Genomic DNA, 17519 nt, shown 5'->3' on the forward strand with positions numbered 1-17519 from the left:
CTGGCGCCCGCTCACCGGCCCGGTCTCGTTCTACCCCTGGTCGATCCTGTGGCGCGCTTCCGACGACTCCGATCACGTACATGCCGTCGTCACCTGCGCCCGGAACATGTCCGAACGGCTCGGCTGGCTGGCCGCCGCGGACCAGACGACCGGCTGAACATCACCGATCGGCCCCCGCCCGCTCACGGTGATCGGTCGAGGTGGTCGGTTCGATCCAGGACAGCGTGATCAACTGGGTCGCGATCCACCACCGTCACTACGCCTTCACCGACCGCCTGGCGACCCCCGCTCCCCCCTACCGGTACGGCACCGGCCTGCGGCGTGACCGGTGTCCGGTCGGACGGTGAGCAGGTCGATGCGCCGGCCGTCGACGCACAGTCCGGCGGGCATGGTGGTGAACCAGCCGAGCCTCACCACCTGCCCGCCCGCCCGGCCGCAGGGTGATCGGCCGCAGGATGATCGGGATGCTCGATGCGCAGCCGGTCCCGGCAGTTCCGCGGCCGGATCATTCGTGCGGGACCACCAGCCACCAGCATGCGCCGCGCGCCCCCGGCCGCGACACCCGCTGTGGCGTCGACGGCGGTGACGGCTGATCGCGGTTGCGCGCTCAGCGGCAGTCCGAATCACCGCATCGTTTGGCGGCGACCGGCTCTCCGCCGTCGGCCTCGGCGAGATAGACCACACCTTGGCCGCCCGCGCTCGGCCGTCCGAGGACACGGAAGCCGCCGGGCCGCGCGGGGTCGCCCGGATACGGCGGGCCGGGGGCGTGCACGCTCATGCCGGCCGGTGGCGGGATCCGGGTCGCATCCGGGGCTCGCGGCGGGTCTTGGCGCCCTGGACCTGGTGCATGAGACCGTCCCGCACCTCGAACAGCGCGGCGGTGACGTCGTGTTCGGCCGATGTCGCCACCAGGCCGGGCCGGTCGGCGATTTCGCAGGTGAGTGTCGTCAGAGGGTCGGCGCCCCCGCGGTCCTTGACGCTGAGTTCGAGCTGGATTGCGCCATGCTCGAACGACCGAAGCCGGGTCCAGAGCGGTGTGAAGCACTCGACGATCTGATCGCGTTCGGAATCGGCGAAGCCGGTGCCGAGTCTGAGCCGTCCGGCGATGGCGGCCGACTGCCTTTCAATGGTCACGAGCGTCTCGTTCCCTTCATTGTGGCGGCCCTGTGCTTCGGGTGCTTCGCGCCCGGTCCGTCCGGCATCGAGGGCGGGCCCGCAATGCGGTCAAGGCGCAGGACGCGGCGGCGGAGCTGTTTCTCACAGCACACCGCACCGGCGTCTCACCGGACACAGGCGGTCTCAGAACAACTCATCACCAGGCGTGATACGCCGCACGCGCGGCGGCGGACCGAGCCGGACCGATTCGAACCCGGCCGGACCTGGGAACTCTCATCCGCATCGATGCCCGGCTCAACGGCCGTGCAGGGGCCGGGCCGACCGCGCCGAAGGCGGCACCGGGCAGGTCGGTGAGCAGGCCAAAGACGCGGCGAGGAAGGTCCGCAGGGCCTTCCGTGGCCGAGGGCGCAACGAACACCGGACGCACATGGACCGGCCGAGCCACGAGTGACATCGCGATCGTCGCCCAGGCTGTGCCTGCTCGGTCTTCGAGCTGTCGCCGGGTGGCTCAGTGCCGACGCCCGAGGGCCGTTCGGTGCTGGGGCGTCATGCGCCAGCTGGTGTTGTTCTGCCAGGTGAGGTAGGCGGCGGCGCCGAGCGGGATCGGCAGCAGGTATGTGAATCGTTCTGAAGAGGAGGACGGCGGCCGTGGCCTTGGCGGCCGCGGGGCCGTCAAGCCCGGCGCACAACATGCTGGTCAGGGCGAGGACGTTGAAGATCCCCGAAACCAGGGTGTAACGCACGTACTCGCCGGTGCCGATGCCCCAGCTCGACAGCATCGTCCAACTCAAGCCCAGCGCCGCGGCCTCGCCCGCCGGGACGGTGTTGGCCACCGCGGTCGGCCCGAGGTTGAGCACCGCGGCCTCGCGCAGCCGCAACGACGGGACGAGCGACACGATCACGCCCCAGGACACCGTCAGGTTCAGCGCGGCGACGGCCGCTACGAGCACCGTCCGCCGCCACGACATCGACGTCAGGCCGGCCCACGCGCTGTCGTATGAGCCGAGCCGCGGCAACAGGACCCCGAACACGGCCGCGACGATCACCACCGGCAAAAACGGGCGCAGATACGTCACCACCCGCCGTTTCGGCGCGGACGCGGGCGCGGAGGGTGGCGAGGGCACGGGCATGGGCGCCGGATCCAGACCGCGTCGGACGGCATCGGCCGCTCGGGAGACGCTGACCGGTGTCACCACCGCTGCCTCCCAGGAGCCGGACGGACGGGAACGACACGGGCTGCCCGCGCCCCCTGCCGAGACGATCGAGGCGCCGAGCGATCGCCAACGGCCCCTGCCCAGGGCCGGTCCTGTGCCCAGCTGATGAAGGTGACCGTTTTCAGAAGTCCTTCGAGCGTTGCAGGACGGGCTGGATGGACCACAGTCAGCCCGGCCAGCGCGGCGCGGTGAGGAGGGGCGGCGGCCCGTCGAACAGGAAGCCGACGACCATGAGGGCCGCCGAGGTCATGGCAACGGCCAGGGCGAGGGTGCCGATCAGGCTGCGGACCTGGGCGACGGGCGCGATGAAGAACACCGACGCGACCGCGGCGGGGCTCAGCGCGAGGTAGGACAGGCCGCGGTCGGAGTCGGCGCCCTCGGCGAAGCCGGGCGATAACGAGGCAATGAGCAGAAAGCCGAACAGCACCTGCACCCCGGTGACCGCGACCCGGACACCGTGCAGGAGCTCAACGAAATTGCGGTCCGCGCGCTCACCGGTGTTCTCCCGCGGCGAACCCATCGGGACGAGCGAGCGGCAGCCAGTTTGGGTGCATTGAGCGCTGGGGGCGGCTGGTCAGACAGGCCGGCCGTGCCGGGCGACTTGACGCCGTCGCATAAGAGCGACGATCGCGTGAAAGCGGCGGAGTCGCTGTGGCACCAGCCTCGGCGTTAGGCGCTAATCGGGGAGGCCGCGGACGCGAGGAACACTCGTGCACAGTTCGCGTGCGAGGAATGGTGCTGTGAGGTCTGTCTCCGCGGTCGCAAGTTCGAATGCGCTGGACAGTGGGACCGGTTGTTGTGGTGCCGCGCAAGGGCGCCGCACGGGATCCGGAGCCTGAAAGTGAGGGCGGCTGCGCTCTTCGCATGGTGGTTGGGTCCCGTGAGATGGAGGGACGTCCTGTTCGCGGGGTGTGAAGTCGTGGAGCCGGGCGGGGTTGGGGGAGCAGGGCGCGGAGGCGGGCGACGTAGCCGTCTGTCTTCCGTCGGCTGATGGTTGGGCGGACACTGCAATGAACTCGGCGAACAGCCGGTTGCGGAACCCGATGGTTGCGGGAGCCGCTGTCGGTGAACGCGTCTCGGTTGGGCGAGGGCTCCGCAGGGGACGTCAGTCGAGCAGATCCGCTTGGTGGGCGAGGATGGCGGCTTGGACGCGGTTGGTGAGGGACAGCTTGGTCAGGATCCGGCTGACGTGGGTCTTGGCTTCCGTGGTGTCGGCTTGCTGGAATCCTCGTGCCGTTGATCACGAGGAGAGGCAGTCGATGCCCCGTAGCTATCCCCTGAGTTCCGGCGCAAGGTGCTGGATCTGGTGAAGTCCGGGCGGCCGGTCCGGCAGGTCGCAGCGGACCTGGACATGCCCAGCCAGACCATCTACGTGTGGCTGCGGCAACACCGCATCGACGCTGGCCTGGAGCCTGGGCTGACCTCGTCCGACCATGCGGAATTGGTGGCGGCGCGGCGCCGGATCGCCGAGCTGGAGCCCGAGTTGGCCGTCACCCGCCGGGCAGTCGAGTTGCTGAGAGAGGCGGTGCCCCCAAAGGAGGTTCGAGGCCATCGAGGTGATGGCCACCGACGGCCTGCCCATTGCCGCCTGCTGCAAGATCCTGAAGGTGTCAGAGTCCGGTTTCCACATGTGGCGCCGCCGACCGCCCTCGGCCCGGGCGCTGCGGCACGCGTGGCTGACCGAGCAGATCCGCGCCGTCCACGCCGACGCCCGCGGCGCCTACGGTGGCCGCCGCGTTCACGCCGAACTCACCCTCGGTCTGGGCATCCAAGTCGGCCACGGCGCAGTAGAGCTTCTGATGCGCAGGGCCCGGCTCAGGGACTTGCCCGGCGTGCGGCGACCGCGGCTTAAGCACCAGACGCCGACCGCCGCCGACCTGGTCGACCGTGACTTCACCCGAAGCGCCCCTGACCAGTTGTGGGTTACCGATATCGAGCGCCACGAGGCGCTGACGAACCGTGCGGTGGTGAAAGGACACCGCCCCCGGCCTGTCGCAGCGGGCCGGGTGAAGCAGAGGGCAGTCTGAACCAGGAGGTGCCGGGGAGGGCGGGAAGCAGCCCTGTCAACGACGAGGCGGGTCAGTACTGCCAGATGGCCCGTGCTCGGCAAGCGAGACGGAAAGGCGCACGTGAGGAACCAGCGGCTGAACGCTCCTCAAGAGAGCCACCAGCTCGAACCTGGCGGATCAGGGCTGGGTAGCAGCGCGCACCCGCATGGCAGTGTGGTGCGGGGAACTTCTGGGCCGGTTGATGTCGCCGGTCGGGAGGCCGCGGTGAAGGTCTGCGGCGTAGTCGCGGCGATGCTGCAGGGGCATAGCTGGGCGCCGGCCCCGTCGAACGGTTCGACAGTGAACGTGGGAACCATCCCGGTGGCCCCCGATCCGGATCGCAGCCGGCGATCTGGTGGGAAGGCCCGCCGTCGGCTGATGCCGCCGGGGTGGGGCGGAGGACCCGTAGTAGTCCGGGACCGGGAAAGCCGGTCACATGGCCAAGGGGTCCAGCGTGTTCGCGGCATGGGTGCTGATCCCGGAGGTCGCTGGTGAATACCGGCGCGTCGTGGCCCGGTCTGGATGAGGCCGAGGTGGGAGTACGGGCGATGCAACGCAAGCTGCACCGATGGGCGAAGGCTGGTCCTGGCCGTCGCTTCGATGATCTCCGTAGCCTCGTCTATGACCCGGCCTTCCTGGTGGTGGCCTGGAGCCGGGTGCGGGGCAACAGGGGCGCACGAACGGCCGGAGTCGGGTGGCATCGCACCGCGCGATGTCGGCCCGGCCGCAGCGGAACTGCTGACCGGGCTGCGCGACGATCTCAAGGCCAACCGGTTCGCTCCGCGTCCGGTGCGGGAGAAGGCGATCCCCAAGGCGTCGGGCAAAGTCCGGCGTCTGGGGATCCCCACGACCGCGGACCGGGTCGTGCAGGCTGCGTTGAAACTGGTGCTTGAGCCGATCTTCGAGGCGGACTTCCAGCCGTGTTCCTACGGCTTCCGCCCGAGACGCCGGGCCCAGGACGCGATCGCCGAGATCCATTACCTCGCCTCACCCACCAGGACCTACGAGTGGGTGTTCGAGGGCGATATCACGGCGTGCTTCGATGAGATCTCGCACCCGGCGCTGATGGGGCGGGTGCGGGCACGCATCGCGGACAAACGTGTCCTGGCCTGGATCACGGCGTTCTTGCGCGCTGGCGTCCTGTCCGAGGACGGCCTGAACCGCGAGACGATCACCGGCACACCCCAGGGCGGGATCCTGTCACCGCTGCTGGCCAACATCGCCCTATCGGTTCTGGACGAGCACTTCGCCGCCAAGTGGAAGGCGCTCGGCCCGGAATGGACACGCGCCAAGCACCGACGCGCCGGAGGCGCGGTCATGAAGATCGTCCGCTATGCCGACGACTTCGTGGTCATGCTCGCCGGGCAACGCGCCGACGCCGAAGCGCTCTGGGACGAGGTCGGCGCGGTCCTGGCACCGATGGGCCTGTGCCTGTCGGCCGACCAGACCAGGATCTGCCACATCGATGAGGGCTTTGATTTCCTCGGCTGGCGCATCCAGCGCCGAGCCTGGCGAAACCGAAGCGGCAAACGAGCCGTCTACACCTACCCCTCGAAGAAGGCACTGGCCTCGATCGTGGACAAAATACGGACGCTCACCCGCCGCCGGAGTCATCGAACACTGGCCGACCTGCTGCACCGCCTCAACCCGGTGCTGCGGGGATGGTGCAACTACTTCCGCCACGGGGTCTCGTCCCGGACGTTCGGCTATATCGACCATTTCGCCTTCTGGCGAGTCGTGAGCTGGCCCCGGAAACGTCACCTCGGGCTGAACATGCACACCCTCATCAGGCGCTTCGCGCCGGGCTGGCAGATCCAAGCCGAAGGGATCGAGATCGACTCCACCCAAACCGCTGCGCTGGCCACCAACGCGCTGGGAATGGCAATCCAGAACCGCCAACCGCCACCGGGCACCTTGATCCACTCCGACCACCGAGTGCAATACACATCCTGGGCGTTCACCCAACGCGCCAAAGCCTCCGGCCTGGTCGCCTCCATGGGCTCCATCGGCGACCGCTACGACAACGCCGTCGTCGAGTCATTCTGGGACCGGATGCAGACCGAACTGCTCAACCGGCAGCGCTGGCGCACCCGCATCGAACTGGCCAATGCGATCTTCGAGTATTTGGAGATCTTCCACAACCGCCGACGCCGCCACAGCGCACTGGGAATGCCCACCCCGATCGAGTACGAGAGGATCCACCCGACCCGACAGCTGGCATGAGATTCCGGTAACGCGACATCACGGAACTCGGGGCACATCACGGACTTCACACAACCCGGGGCAGCTCACTGGACGGCTCAGGCGAGTTCTTTGTAGAGGAGCTGGGTCAATCCGTTGGAATCGGTGATGATCTGGCTTTTGGTCACTGTGCCTGCGTCCCATGCCTGCATGGCTTCCAGGCGGACGGTGGTGGGCCTGTCGATGTCGATGAAGGCGCGGCCGCTGGCGGTGGTGCCGTAATCGCGTTTGATGGCAGGCGGGTGGTTGGCGCTGGTGGCGACCAGGAGATTGCTTTCCTTGACCGGGACGCCGGCGGTGAGGTTGAACACCCGGGAGATGATCCAGGCGTGAGTGGACCGGTTCCGTGCGGTGACGAACTGGCCGCGGACCTGTTGCGTCACCTCGTACGTCCCTCGTTTTTTCAAAGTGACGGTGGTGTGGGTGATAGGAGTCCATCGCCGGATGGTGGTCGTCAGCGCAGTCGTGTGACCGATCGCTCTGCCGTGGGCTGGCGCGGTGGCGGTCTTTTCGGCTGCGGCCTGCTTGCTGTCGGTGGCGGGGCCGATCAGGGCGTCCAGCGGCGCGGTGATGACGGGCATGAGGGCCAGTCCGAACAGGAGGGCCACCGTTTCCAGTGCGGATCTGTCGCCGCGTGTCAGCTGGTGGCCGGGAGCGGCGTGGCTGTCGTGGATGGTCATCGCGCTGTCAGGCCGCGGCTCGTTGTCGAGGATGTCGTCGCTGACGGTGAGCGGTCATCGAGCCGGTCGCAAGAGCACGGACCGATGATGACGGCGACGTTGGAGTGGCCGGGGGCGAAGGCCACGGCCAGGTACGTGAGTGAGAGCTGCTGGGGCCTTTCCATGCGAGAAGCTTGGCGGGCGCCGTCCATGTCCCGTCCATGCCCGGTCCATAGCAGTTAGGGGTGGGACGGCTAATGGCTCGGCGCGGCATCGGCGAAGATGCCCGAAGGGCGGACGTAATTATGCAACGAAATGAGATTTTCAAAAGAAAGGTTCTTCGCTTCCGGGTGCCCGTACTCATGCCGACAAGACGGCGGTCTTCGCTCGCATGAGTTCGCCGGGTCACGGAGAGTCGTGAGGCGGGCCAGATCCTTGCCGTGCAGGTGAAGAAGGCATTCATTCGCCTGCCGCGAAACACGCAGTATTGTGTTCGAGGTCAGTGTCGAGTTGGGCGGCGACCGGCCTTGCCTGCCAAGATGCCGAGAGTTGATGCCGTATGGCTGGAGAATTCAAGATCTTGGGCCCGCTGGAGGTCTGGACGGGTGGGGAGCAGCTGCGACTGAGCGGTGCCGGGCAGCGGAAGGTGCTGGCCGCATTGTTGCTGTCAGCAGGTTATGTGGTGCCGCTGAGCCATTTGGTGGATGTGGTCTGGCCGCGGGAGCCGCCTCCCACCGCGGAGAAACGCGTCCGCAATCTGGTGTCCGAGCTGCGAGGGCTGCTCGCCGACGGGGGCCTGGCAGGGCCGGTGGCGGCGGGCGCCGGGTACCGGCTGGACGTCGGAGAGGGCGAGCTCGACGCCGCCGTGTTCGACAGCCGGGTGAGGCGGGCTCGCCGGCATGTCGCCGACGGGCAACCGGCGGAGGCGGTCGCCGAGTTCCGCGCGGCCCTGCACCTGTGGCGGGGGCCGGTGCTCGCAGGGCTGGAATGCCCGGCGCTTCAGCCGCAGGTGACCAGTTGGGAGGAGCGACGGACGGCGGCGCTGGAGGAGGACATCGAGCTGGAACTGGACCTCGGACGGCACCACAGCGTGATCAGCGAGCTGAGCGAGCAGGTGGCCGCGCACCCGCTCCGGGAACGGTTGGCCGGACAGCTGATGCTGGCATTGCACCGAGCCGGTCGGCGGCCAGAAGCGCTGCGGGTCTTCCACGACACCCGCGAGACGCTGGCCGAGGAACTGGGCCTGGACCCCGGCGACCAGTTACAGCGACTGCACCAGCAGATCCTTTCCGACGACCCCGGCCTCGCGGCGTCGCCACCGGATCGACGCAGGCGCGTCCACCAGCTGCCCCACGACCTCGCCGACTTCACCGGCCGCGCCACCGAACTGAACCGGCTCATCTCCGCCCTGCCGGCGGAGGGGGAGCCGACCACCGCGGTGGTGATCAGCTCCATTGACGGGATGGCGGGGATCGGCAAGACCGCCCTCGCGGTGCACGCCGCACACCGGCTGGCCGACCGCTACCCCGACGCGCAACTGTTCATCGACCTGCGCGCGCACACCGCCGGAGACGAGCTCGGCGCCACGGCCGCCGCCTTGGAGACGCTGCTGCGCGCGGTAGGCGTGCCGAGGGAGCGGATTCCCGACAAGCTGCATCAACGGGCCGGGCTGTGGCGGGACGAACTGGCCGGCCTCAAGGCCCTGATCGTCCTCGACAACGCCACCAGCGCCGAAGAGGTGAGGCCGCTGCTGCCCGGCGACCCCGCCAGCCTGGTGCTGATCACCAGCCGCCGCCGGCTCACCGATCTGGAGGCCGCCCGCACGCTGTCCCTGGAGGTGCTGCCGCCCGCCGACGCCGCCGCACTTTTCACCCGGATCGCCGACGACGCGCGCGCCGCCGCCGAACCGCAGGCCCTGGACGAGGTGGTGAGGCTCTGCGGCCTGTTGCCGCTGGCGGTCCGGATCGCCGCCGCCCGGCTGCGCACCCGCCCCACCTGGACCCTCGCCCACCTGGCCGAACGCCTGGGTGACCAGCAGCGGCGGCTGGGCGAGCTGGCCACCGGCGACCGCAGCGTCGCCGCCGCGTTCGCCCTCTCCTACCGGCAGCTCACACCCGTGCAGCAGCGGCTGTTTCGGCTGCTGAGCCTGCACCCGGGTCCCGATTTCGACGCTCACACCGCCGCCAGAGTCGCCGACATCGCGCTCCAGGAGGCCGAACGGCTCCTGGAGGACCTGCTGGACGTGCACCTGCTGCAGCAACGCACCGTCGGCCGGTACCGCTTCCATGACCTGCTGCACACCTACGCCGCCCACCTCGCCCTTGAAGAGGACACCGAGGCCGACCGGCGCGCCGTCCTGGGCCGTCTCCTCGACCACTATCTCGCTTCCGCCCGGAACCTCTACCGGCTGCTGCGCAACGGCTGCAAGCTCGCCGACGCGATGGCGGCCACCCACTCGGCAGGGGTCGCGTTCGCCGACCTGGCCGAGGGACAGACCTGGGTGCTGAGCGAACTCGACGGCATCCTCGGAGCCGTCCGCAGAGCCGCCGCGGACCCCGGCGCGCCGATCGCCGTCGCCGCGGACCTGCTGCTCGCCCTCGACCCCCTGGGCGACGTCGCGTTCCTATGGCCGCGGCTCAACGGTCCCGCCGCCGAGATCGCCGACGCCGCGGAAGCGCGCGGTGAGTTCCCCGCCGAAGCCCGGGCCCGCTACATGCTCGGCGGCGGGCTCTGGCAGGTCGACAGGCTGGACGGGGGCGAAGCGCAGGTCCGCCGCGGCATCCGGGCCGCCCACGACGGCGGGGACGAGGCGATCCTGGACCGGCTGCTCAACGTGTCCGCCCTGCTTGCCTTCCACCGGCAACACCATGAGGAGGCGCTCGCGATCTTCCAGGAGAGCCTGGCGATCAGCCGGCGCTCCGGCGACTGGTGGTCGCAGCTGGAGGTGCTGAACAACATCGCCTCCCTCTACATCATCGGGCTCGGGCGTCCCCTGGAGGCGCTGCCGTGGCTGGAGCGCGGGCTGGCGCTGGCGGACAGGGTCGGGGGACAGTCGGCCACCTGGCAGCACCTGATGACCAACCGCGGCCGGGCGAAGCGGGCGCTCGGGCGCCCGGACGAGGCCGTCGAGGACTTCCGCGCCGCGCTCACCGCCAGCCGCGCGCTCGCCTCCCCTTTCCAGGAGGCGATGGCCCTGCAGGAACTGATGGTGACGACGCGTCGGCTCGGACGCCTGGAGGAGGCCCTCGATCACGCCGAGGCGAGCCTGGCCATCTGGCGGCAGCTCGGCCAGGAGGCCAGGCAGGCCGAGGTCAGGGTCCAGCAGGAGACGATCCACGCCGAGCTGGACGGATCGCGTCCATTGGCTTGAGCCGCTGCCGGGCCGAACAATGGCCGGGCCATCGGCTGGGATCGCGGGCGCTGTGCCGCGATCCCAACCGAACCAGGCGAGAGGCGCGGACGAGGAAGGTTGCCGGGTCAGCGGCCGCGCGGCAGGCTCCGACAGTGTCCAGCGACATGTCCACGAAATGGACCGGCTTTGGGACGAGGTACCGCAGATCCAGATGGAGCCGGGCAGGTTCGCGTCGCCCGCAGGCGCTGTGACCTGGAAGCGGGCGGTGTGCTCCGAGCGGATGACGGTGGCGGCGGTGAAGAAGCCCGTGCCGCCCCGGGAAGTGATGACGTCGCCACGCCGGACCGTCCAGTCGATGCCCGTCGGGATTGTTGCGATTAAAGGCGAAGCCGTTGGCTGCCAGGAACGAACCCGTGTCCGGGTGGACGTTCACCGGTCCGGCGCAGACGGTGGATCCACGGGTGACGGTGCCCTGAGCGCTGGCCGCGTCCGAGCCGGTAGCGGCCGAGGAGACGGTGCCGAAGACCAGGACGGCCAACGGCCGCCGTGACGCCGGCCGAGGCGGTGGCGATGGCCGCCTTGTGCCGGAAAGCGGTCGGCCGGAGCCGAGAGACCAGGCTCGTTATCTATCCAGTTCGGCGGGTTTGGTGCCCTTCTTGTGATGGACGGGGCGGGCGTGTGCCTCGCCGGTGGCCAGGACGCGTCCCACGTCATGGCGGGTCGCCGGGCGGGCGGTTCTTCGAGCCGGGTGGGCGCCCGGGGCCTGGCGTGGTGGGTTTGGGTGCACGTGCTGGAGACGGTGCCTTCGTGTGGAGGTTCCGGAACCCCCGCCGCACCCGGGCCGGGCTCAACCTGGTGGGTTCGGCCGATTTCTCCCAGGGGCGGCGCAGGTCGACCGCCAGGGGCCGGGCGAGCCGGAGCAGGTGTGATGACCAGCCGGGTCCACCGGTCGGCCGCGTGCGGGTCGCGAAGTCGGGGCTTGGTCCAGCCGAGGGTCTCGCCGACCTCGATGTCGGAGGTCTCGTCGTGGTAGTCGATGGTTTTCAGGACGGCGAAGACGGTGTTGTCGTAGCGCTCGATTTTTGGGCGCTGGTGGGCGTTGATGGCGTCCTCGACGGCCAGCGGATGGAGTTGGATCTCCTCCTGGATGAGGTCGAACTCCTCGGCGGTCGGCTCGAACAGGCGATCCACACGAAGCAGCCGCGGGCGTCCTTGCGGGCCTCGTCGAAGGCGTCACTGATGTCGCCGTTGATGTCGCCGCGCTGGCCCTCGCGGTAGATCGCTTGGTCAACAATCACAAGAGGTCATCCTCGTATAGCAGAAGGCATCACCGAACAAGTTTCGGTGACGCGCTGCCGGTCGGGCAAAGCCCTGGGCGTCACGTTCGGTGAGCGCCGACGATGGTTTCGCCCGCGGATCGGTGGGCCCGAGATCGTTCGCCGCGCCGAGGGCCTGGTCTAGATCCTGCCGGTCTCCCAGGACGAGCGCGCGGTCGACCAGTTGGCCGAAGTGGTCGGGCGCATATCGCGGCGGTGTCACAGCACCTTTCCAAACTTGTCTCCGCATTTTGGAGACCGGTTGTGTTGGAGCGACCAGGACGGGTCAGTCTCTTGGGGGCCGGGCCTCTGTGATGAAGGGCCGATGCGGCGATGCGGCTCAGCGTTCATCCAGTCGACCGCGCAGGAGGGCCGTGCGTGGGAACGGCTCGGCGACGGCCCTAAGACGCGAGACGCGCTCACCCGGGTTGAGCGGCTTGTGGAACCCGCTACCGATGCCAGACCGTCCCGAGCACCATTACCGATACGACCCGGCGAAGAGCGACGCTAATACGGCAACCACGCTCGCATGGGTCGGTGACTCAGCGGCCGAGCCGTACGCCCGCGGCGTGCTGGCCAGGCTGGAAACACCTTCCGTTGGCCCGGCCCGGCCCCGGCGTGCGGCGTCCGCACGGCTCGACCTGGCTCTCGCACTTGCTCGCGGCGGATCAGCCGGACGAGGCGGCACAGACCGCACTGGAGGCGGTGACGAGCGGTCGGCTGGTGCCGTCGAACTACTGGCGGGCCGCCGAGGTGATCAGGGCCGTGCAGGCTCGGAGTGTGCCAGAAGCGACCGAGCTGCACGAGGCGTACCGCGAGCTGTGCGCGCCAGCGGAAGACCCACTCGCCGACGGCTGAGCGCGCCACGCCGAGCCCGCGGCCGGGAACTGGCTGAGATCATCGCGTCCGTCGCCTGACTGCGGAGGTAGCCGTGTCCATCCCCGAACCGCTGACGGACGACCAAATCGCCGAGCACCTGGCCGGGCTGCCCGGTTGGACCCGCGACGGCGACGCGATCACCCGGACGTTCAGGCACACCTACCACGAGACCGTTCACCTGGCGATGTATGTGGCGGCCCAAGGCCCGCGAGGTCGGCCACCACCCGGACATCCACATCACCTGGCAGCGCATCAGGTTCGCGATCACCACTCACGACGCCGGCGGCCGGATCACCGTGAAGGATTTCGAGCTGGCCCGCCACATTGACGCGATCGCGGCCGGGCACGGGGCCGAGCCGGTCTAGACGTGCGGCGTGCTGCACCGACGAAGGGGGCGAATTCGCGCGTCCGATAGATTCCGGCAATTCGCTACAAACGGACCGTTCGTCGCACCCGATCGACCGTCCGACCGACAGCCCCTGACCGCCCTCCTGACCAGCCGTCGTGATCATGCGATGCTCCGCCCGACGACGTCGAACAGTTGACGGGCGGCCCCGCCGCCCCGGCCAGGAAGGGGTTGCGGCGATGCGCGCGAGACGGCGGACGACCTGGGCGAACAGAAGAAGTCGCAGCTGGCGGCTGTCCCTTGTAGCGGCGGCCGTGGTGCTGCTGGGTGGCGTCGCCGCCGCGCCCGGTGCGGCCGCCGACGCCCCGCCGAAGGCGGAGGAGTGCGAATTCAGCGTCCAGAAGGACGTCCCTGCCACTATGCGGGACGGGACGGTGTTGCGCAGCAACGTGTTCACGCCGAAAGGGGACGGCGAGTTCCCCGTCATCCTGATGCGGCTGCCCTACAACAAGGAGGGCGCCCTGAGCTTCGTCTATGGCCCCCCCGACCGTTACGCCAAGGCCTGCTACCTCGTCGTGGTGCAGGACGTCCGCGGCGAGTACAAGTCGGACGGCACCTTCTACCCGTACCGGAGTGAGGCTGAGGACGGCTACGACACCATCGAGTGGTCCGCCGCTCTGCCGCACTCCAACGGCAAGGTCGGCATGTACGGGTTCTCCTATCCGGGGCTCACGCAGTGGCTGCCCGCCACCCTCACGCCCCCGCACCTGGTCACGATCGCCCCGGGGTTCACGTCCTCCGACATCTACGACGGATGGACCTACGAGGGCGGCGCGCTGTACCAGTCGTTCATCCAGGACTGGCTGCTGAGCTTCCTCACCGGAGGCGTCACCAGCAAGCTCCCGGACGGCGCGAAGCTGCGGGCGGAGATGACCCAGGCGTCGCGGGACCTGCACGCCAAGTGGTACCGGCACCAGCCGCTGAACAACTTCCCGCCGCTGTACCCGGACGACGACCGCATCGCGCCGTACTACTTCGACTGGATCGACCACCCGAGCGACGACGACTACTGGAAGCGCTGGAGCATCCGCACGAAGTATCCGCAGGTCAAGGTGCCATCGCTGAATTTCGGCGGCTGGTCGGACATCTTCCTCAACGGGACGGTGGAGAACTTCGCCGGGGTGCGCGCCCAGGGCGGGTCCGAGGTCGCCCGGCAGGGCACGCAGCTCCTCGTCGGGCCGTGGACGCACGGCGGCTCGGGCCGCAGGGTGGGCGACGTCGACTTCGGTCCGGAGGCGGTCGTCGCGTGGGGCGATCTGCACCTCCGCTGGTTCGACCACTGGCTGAAGGGGATCGACAACGGCGTGGACAAGGATCCGGCGGTGAAGGTCTTCGTGATGGGCGCCAACAAGTGGCGCACGGCTGACTCCTGGCCGATCCCCGGCACCGCCAACACCACGTACTACCTGCACAGCAAGGGCGACGCGAACACGGCGAACGGCGGCGGCACGCTCGATACCACCGCGCCCGCGACGGACGAGAAGGCCGACCAGTACCAGTACGACCCGGCGAACCCGGTACCGAGCGTCGGCGGCCGTTTCCAGAGCTCGGTGCCCGGCGGCCCGCGGGACCAGCGGCCCGTCGAGCAGCGGCCGGACGTGCTGGTCTACAGCACCCCGCAGCTCACCAAGGACACCGAGGTCACCGGCCCGATCTCGGTCACGCTGTACGCCAGGTCCTCGGCGAAGGACACCGACTGGACGGCGAAGCTCACCGACGTCCAGCCGGACGGCATCTCGATGCTGGTCCGGGACGGCATCCAGCGCGCCCGGTACCGGGTCTCGCTGGAGAAGCCGGAGCTGATCACCCCCGGGGAGGTCTACAAGTACACGATCAAGCTGTGGCCGACCAGCAACCTGTTCAAGGCGGGCCACCGCATCCGGCTGGAGATCTCCAGCAGCAACTTCCCGATGTACGACCGGAACCCGAACACGGGCGGGAAGTTCGGCGCCGACACGACCACGCAGCCCGCGTCGCAGACCGTCCTGCACGACCCGGCGCACCCGTCGTCGATCACGCTGCCGATCATTCCGGCGCCCGTCCGCTGACCCCGGCGTAACGGCTGGCCCGCGCCCCCCGCCGCGGGTCAGCCGGAGGCCAGGTAGACCTGCTCGAAGTGGGCGTTGCCGAACGTCCGTCCGGAGAAGTCGTTCTTGGGCCAGCCGCAGTCTGGACCTTGTGGGTGCTCTCGACGTTGGCGAAGAACGGGATGATCCAGCCGCCGCGGTCGAACTGGATCCGGTACATCCGCTCGGTGAGCCGCAGCCGCTCGGCCCGGTCGCCGGTGGCCTGCGCCTTCTCGGAGATCGACCGCAGCTCGCGGAGGTCGGCCTCGGGCGGGTGGGTCAGCGTGGTGGTGTCGCTGAGGTCGGTCAGCGTCATCAGGGTCAGGTAGTCGCCCTGCGGCGGCCACTTGTCGACCGAGAACTTCCAGTCGTGGAAGTTGGGGCCGAACAGCGTGGCGGTGTCGACCTGCCGGACCTTGATGGTCATCCCGATCTCGGCGGCGTTCTTCGCCAGCACCGTACACATGGGCACGGCCTCGGCCGAGACCGGGCCGGTGACCAGCTCGACCATGACGCCCTCCTTACCTGCCTCCCTGAGCAACTGGCGCGCTCGGGCGACGTCCCGCCTGCACACCAGCGACTTGGAATAGCCGGGCGCGAACGGCTCGGGCAGGTCGTTCGCCACCACGCCGTGCCCGGACGTGCACGCCGTGAGCGCCTGCTCCCGGTCGATCGCCAACCGCAGCGCCTGCCGCACCCGCGGGTCGTCGAAGGGGGACCTCTTCATGTTCATGTCGGGCGAATCCTGACCCTGAGGGCGGGTGGGTTCCAAGGTGGTTTCCGGAGGCTGAGGCCAGCAGAGAGGTCTTGGGCGGTGAGGTCGGGCGATCCAGTAGCCGGGTGAACGCCTCCACTGCGCGGCGGCTGTTCCGGGTGCAGGAGTGGCGCCGTTGATCCCTTTGGCGATGGCCGCGGCGGTGCAATGCATGGCCAGCCCAGCTTTGTGACCGACGCGGCAACGAGCTTGTCGCGGGCGCGACGGCGACCAGGTGGACGCTGGAACTGCGTGATCGGTACGGCATCGACATCAGCCGGCGTGCCGCTGATCCGGAGGCGGCGAAGGCGGTGCGGGCGAACGCGGTGGAAGCGACCGCAGCGCGGGCCGCCGCAAGGGTCGTGATGCGCCGGATTAAGACGATCTCCGAACCGGTTTCGAAGTACGTGCTCGGGGCCTATGAGTTCTCTCCCAGCTGGTCGAGGCCGGGGAGGACATCCGCTGGCTGCCCCGCCGCCTGGCCTCCTCTCTGTTCCTGCCGGGCAACGACATGTTCGTTATCGACGGCGCGTTCGTCACGTTCAACCTGCACGATCGTGATGACGGCCCGGCTGGGCAGCAGTGGGACGATGACCCGGCTCTGGTAGCACGGTCCCGGGAGGCATTCGAAGCGGCGTGGGCGGTCGCTGTGCCGCACAAGGACTACGCGCCGCCGGCCTGAACCGTTTTCCGATGAACGACCGAAGGCTGGTCACGATGGGGGCGTGGGACATCCCGCCTGGCCGGCGCAGCTGGCCGAGGACGGCCGCATCAGCACCGCCGTGCGCATCCGGGGCCTGTACCGGGTCATCACCTTCGAGCACGCCGATGGGTACCTGGTCAGCACGGCCTCCAAGATGTTCGTGGCCGTGCAGGGGGGCGGGCGCTCACCAGGCCAAGCTGCTGGTGATGCGCGACGGCGAGGTCACCCTTCGGTTCGACGACGGGACCGACCTTGACCCAGCCTCTTTGCGGAATGCTCGAATCGATGTACAGCAGTTCGGGCAGATAAAGGTCCCCTCCGCCGGGCACGGTGGCGAAGAAGTCGCCGGTTTGCAGGGTGCAGCGCTCGTCCACTCCTTCCCGCCGCAATGTGTCTGGGGCCTGCGCGAGCCCTTCCGGAGTGTCGAAGAGGATCCCGCGCGCGGGCGGGTGCGCCCGGAGGACCGCGGCGAGCAGTGTTCCGTCGCCGCCGCCCACGTCCACGATTGTCCGGAACCGGCCGAAGTCGTAGCGGGCGGGCAGCGCGTCGGCGGTCGCCCGTGTGCCCTGGCTCATCGCGGCGTTGAACAGGGCCGACAGTCCGGGGTTCTCCTTGAGGTGGGCGAAGAAGTTCTTGCCGTGCAGCTGGTCGAAGGAGGTCCGGCCGGTTCGGACGCTGTCTTCCAGGTGCTCCCAGGCTCGCAGCATGGCCGGGTCGGTGAACATCTGGGTCAGGGAATGAAGTGAATCGGGCCTGTCGACTGCC

16 protein-coding genes and 3 pseudogenes are annotated in these 17519 nt (G+C 69.1%); 12 read left to right on the forward strand and 7 right to left on the reverse strand.

The window, feature by feature from the left end; translation table 11 throughout:
- The first annotated feature begins 200 nt into the window (after nt 1–200).
- Complete coding sequence (locus tag ACH34T_RS40795; protein ID WP_396026378.1) at nt 201–347, forward strand: hypothetical protein; 147 nt, start codon at nt 201–203, stop codon at nt 345–347.
- Between the two features lie 260 nt (nt 348–607).
- Here the strand turns inward: ACH34T_RS40795 and ACH34T_RS40800 are convergent, their stop codons facing one another.
- Both ACH34T_RS40800 and ACH34T_RS40805 read right to left on the reverse strand, forming a co-directional pair.
- A complete protein-coding gene (locus ACH34T_RS40800; RefSeq protein ID WP_396026379.1) occupies nt 608–778 on the reverse strand; it encodes a hypothetical protein in 171 nt (56 codons plus the stop codon).
- Entirely contained in the window at nt 775–1134 is a 360-nt protein-coding gene (locus tag ACH34T_RS40805; RefSeq protein ID WP_396026380.1) for a hypothetical protein, read from the reverse strand. The genes ACH34T_RS40800 and ACH34T_RS40805 overlap by 4 nt, the downstream gene beginning before the upstream one ends.
- Nucleotides 1135–1869: 735 nt before the next feature.
- Here ACH34T_RS40805 and ACH34T_RS40810 point away from each other — a divergent pair.
- On the forward strand, nt 1870–2436 hold the full coding sequence (locus ACH34T_RS40810) for a hypothetical protein (RefSeq protein ID WP_396026381.1): 567 nt from the start codon (nt 1870–1872) through the stop codon (nt 2434–2436).
- A 60-nt stretch (nt 2437–2496) separates the two neighbouring features.
- Here ACH34T_RS40810 and ACH34T_RS40815 read toward each other — a convergent pair whose 3' ends face one another.
- Complete coding sequence (locus tag ACH34T_RS40815; RefSeq protein WP_396026382.1) at nt 2497–2850, reverse strand: DUF6328 family protein; 354 nt, start codon at nt 2848–2850, stop codon at nt 2497–2499.
- Nucleotides 2851–3435: 585 nt separating this feature from the next.
- A pseudogene (locus ACH34T_RS40820) lies at nt 3436–3528 on the reverse strand (DNA-binding response regulator); the annotation flags it as partial.
- Nucleotides 3529–3615: 87 nt separating this feature from the next.
- On the opposite strand from ACH34T_RS40820, the pseudogene ACH34T_RS40825 reads away from it, so the two are divergent.
- The 3 genes and pseudogenes from ACH34T_RS40825 to ltrA form a co-directional block, all read left to right on the forward strand.
- A pseudogene (locus ACH34T_RS40825) lies at nt 3616–3807 on the forward strand (transposase); the annotation flags it as partial.
- Nucleotides 3808–3889: 82 nt separating this feature from the next.
- Nucleotides 3890–4357: an IS3 family transposase gene (locus ACH34T_RS40830; RefSeq protein WP_396026383.1), complete on the forward strand. Its 468-nt coding sequence runs from the start codon at nt 3890–3892 to the stop codon at nt 4355–4357.
- A 642-nt stretch (nt 4358–4999) separates the two neighbouring features.
- A complete protein-coding gene (gene ltrA, locus ACH34T_RS40835) occupies nt 5000–6601 on the forward strand; it encodes a group II intron reverse transcriptase/maturase (protein ID WP_396026384.1) in 1602 nt (533 codons plus the stop codon).
- Between the two features lie 77 nt (nt 6602–6678).
- On the opposite strand, the gene ACH34T_RS40840 is transcribed toward ltrA, so the two are convergent.
- The gene (locus ACH34T_RS40840) at nt 6679–7299 is read right to left on the reverse strand and encodes a hypothetical protein (protein ID WP_396026385.1); all 621 of its coding nucleotides are present in this window, start codon (nt 7297–7299) and stop codon (nt 6679–6681) included.
- Between the two features lie 538 nt (nt 7300–7837).
- Here ACH34T_RS40840 and ACH34T_RS40845 point away from each other — a divergent pair.
- The 5 genes from ACH34T_RS40845 to ACH34T_RS40865 all read left to right on the forward strand — a co-directional run bounded on the left by ACH34T_RS40845 (nt 7838) and on the right by ACH34T_RS40865 (nt 15279).
- Nucleotides 7838–10648: a BTAD domain-containing putative transcriptional regulator gene (locus ACH34T_RS40845; protein ID WP_396026386.1), complete on the forward strand. Its 2811-nt coding sequence runs from the start codon at nt 7838–7840 to the stop codon at nt 10646–10648.
- 939 nt (nt 10649–11587) lie between these two features.
- Nucleotides 11588–11908, forward strand: coding sequence for a hypothetical protein (locus ACH34T_RS40850; RefSeq protein ID WP_396026387.1), 321 nt, complete (start codon nt 11588–11590; stop codon nt 11906–11908).
- 575 nt (nt 11909–12483) lie between these two features.
- Complete coding sequence (locus ACH34T_RS40855; protein WP_396026388.1) at nt 12484–12804, forward strand: hypothetical protein; 321 nt, start codon at nt 12484–12486, stop codon at nt 12802–12804.
- A 209-nt stretch (nt 12805–13013) separates the two neighbouring features.
- Nucleotides 13014–13190, forward strand: coding sequence for a 4a-hydroxytetrahydrobiopterin dehydratase (locus ACH34T_RS40860; protein WP_396026389.1), 177 nt, complete (start codon nt 13014–13016; stop codon nt 13188–13190).
- A gap of 220 nt (nt 13191–13410) precedes the next feature.
- On the forward strand, nt 13411–15279 hold the full coding sequence (locus tag ACH34T_RS40865; RefSeq protein ID WP_396026390.1) for a CocE/NonD family hydrolase: 1869 nt from the start codon (nt 13411–13413) through the stop codon (nt 15277–15279).
- On the opposite strand, the gene ACH34T_RS40870 is transcribed toward ACH34T_RS40865, so the two are convergent.
- Nucleotides 15257–16030 (reverse strand): ABC transporter substrate-binding protein, encoded by a 774-nt coding sequence (locus ACH34T_RS40870; protein WP_396026391.1) that lies wholly within the window; start codon nt 16028–16030, stop codon nt 15257–15259. The genes ACH34T_RS40865 and ACH34T_RS40870 overlap by 23 nt on opposite strands.
- Nucleotides 16031–16266: 236 nt before the next feature.
- On the opposite strand from ACH34T_RS40870, the pseudogene ACH34T_RS40875 reads away from it, so the two are divergent.
- Together ACH34T_RS40875 and ACH34T_RS40880 are read left to right on the forward strand one after the other, a co-directional pair.
- Nucleotides 16267–16467 (forward strand): annotated as a pseudogene (locus ACH34T_RS40875) (DUF6879 family protein); the annotation flags it as partial.
- A 20-nt stretch (nt 16468–16487) separates the two neighbouring features.
- Complete coding sequence (locus ACH34T_RS40880; protein ID WP_396026450.1) at nt 16488–16733, forward strand: DUF6879 family protein; 246 nt, start codon at nt 16488–16490, stop codon at nt 16731–16733.
- A 158-nt stretch (nt 16734–16891) separates the two neighbouring features.
- On the opposite strand, the gene ACH34T_RS40885 is transcribed toward ACH34T_RS40880, so the two are convergent.
- Complete coding sequence (locus ACH34T_RS40885; RefSeq protein ID WP_396026392.1) at nt 16892–17479, reverse strand: methyltransferase; 588 nt, start codon at nt 17477–17479, stop codon at nt 16892–16894.
- Nucleotides 17480–17519: the final 40 nt, after the last annotated feature.

This window comes from Actinomadura sp. 9N215 (assembly GCF_044326345.1).
In the GTDB taxonomy this organism is placed as follows: domain Bacteria; phylum Actinomycetota; class Actinomycetes; order Streptosporangiales; family Streptosporangiaceae; genus Spirillospora.

Excerpts from the sequence above, each read along its gene's own strand:
- ACH34T_RS40800 (WP_396026379.1), bottom strand. The coding sequence starts at position 778 with ATGAGCGTGCACGCCCCCGGCCCGCCGTATCCGGGCGACCCCGCGCGG.
- ACH34T_RS40815 (WP_396026382.1), bottom strand. The coding sequence starts at position 2,850 with ATGGGTTCGCCGCGGGAGAACACCGGTGAGCGCGCGGACCGCAATTTC.
- ACH34T_RS40830 (WP_396026383.1), top strand. The coding sequence starts at position 3,890 with ATGGCCACCGACGGCCTGCCCATTGCCGCCTGCTGCAAGATCCTGAAG.
- ltrA (WP_396026384.1), top strand. The coding sequence starts at position 5,000 with ATGACCCGGCCTTCCTGGTGGTGGCCTGGAGCCGGGTGCGGGGCAACA.
- ACH34T_RS40840 (WP_396026385.1), bottom strand. The coding sequence starts at position 7,299 with ATGACCATCCACGACAGCCACGCCGCTCCCGGCCACCAGCTGACACGC.
- ACH34T_RS40845 (WP_396026386.1), top strand. The coding sequence starts at position 7,838 with ATGGCTGGAGAATTCAAGATCTTGGGCCCGCTGGAGGTCTGGACGGGT.
- ACH34T_RS40860 (WP_396026389.1), top strand. The coding sequence starts at position 13,014 with ATGTGGCGGCCCAAGGCCCGCGAGGTCGGCCACCACCCGGACATCCAC.
- ACH34T_RS40865 (WP_396026390.1), top strand. The coding sequence starts at position 13,411 with ATGCGCGCGAGACGGCGGACGACCTGGGCGAACAGAAGAAGTCGCAGC.
- ACH34T_RS40870 (WP_396026391.1), bottom strand. The coding sequence starts at position 16,030 with ATGAACATGAAGAGGTCCCCCTTCGACGACCCGCGGGTGCGGCAGGCG.
- ACH34T_RS40885 (WP_396026392.1), bottom strand. The coding sequence starts at position 17,479 with ATGTTCACCGACCCGGCCATGCTGCGAGCCTGGGAGCACCTGGAAGAC.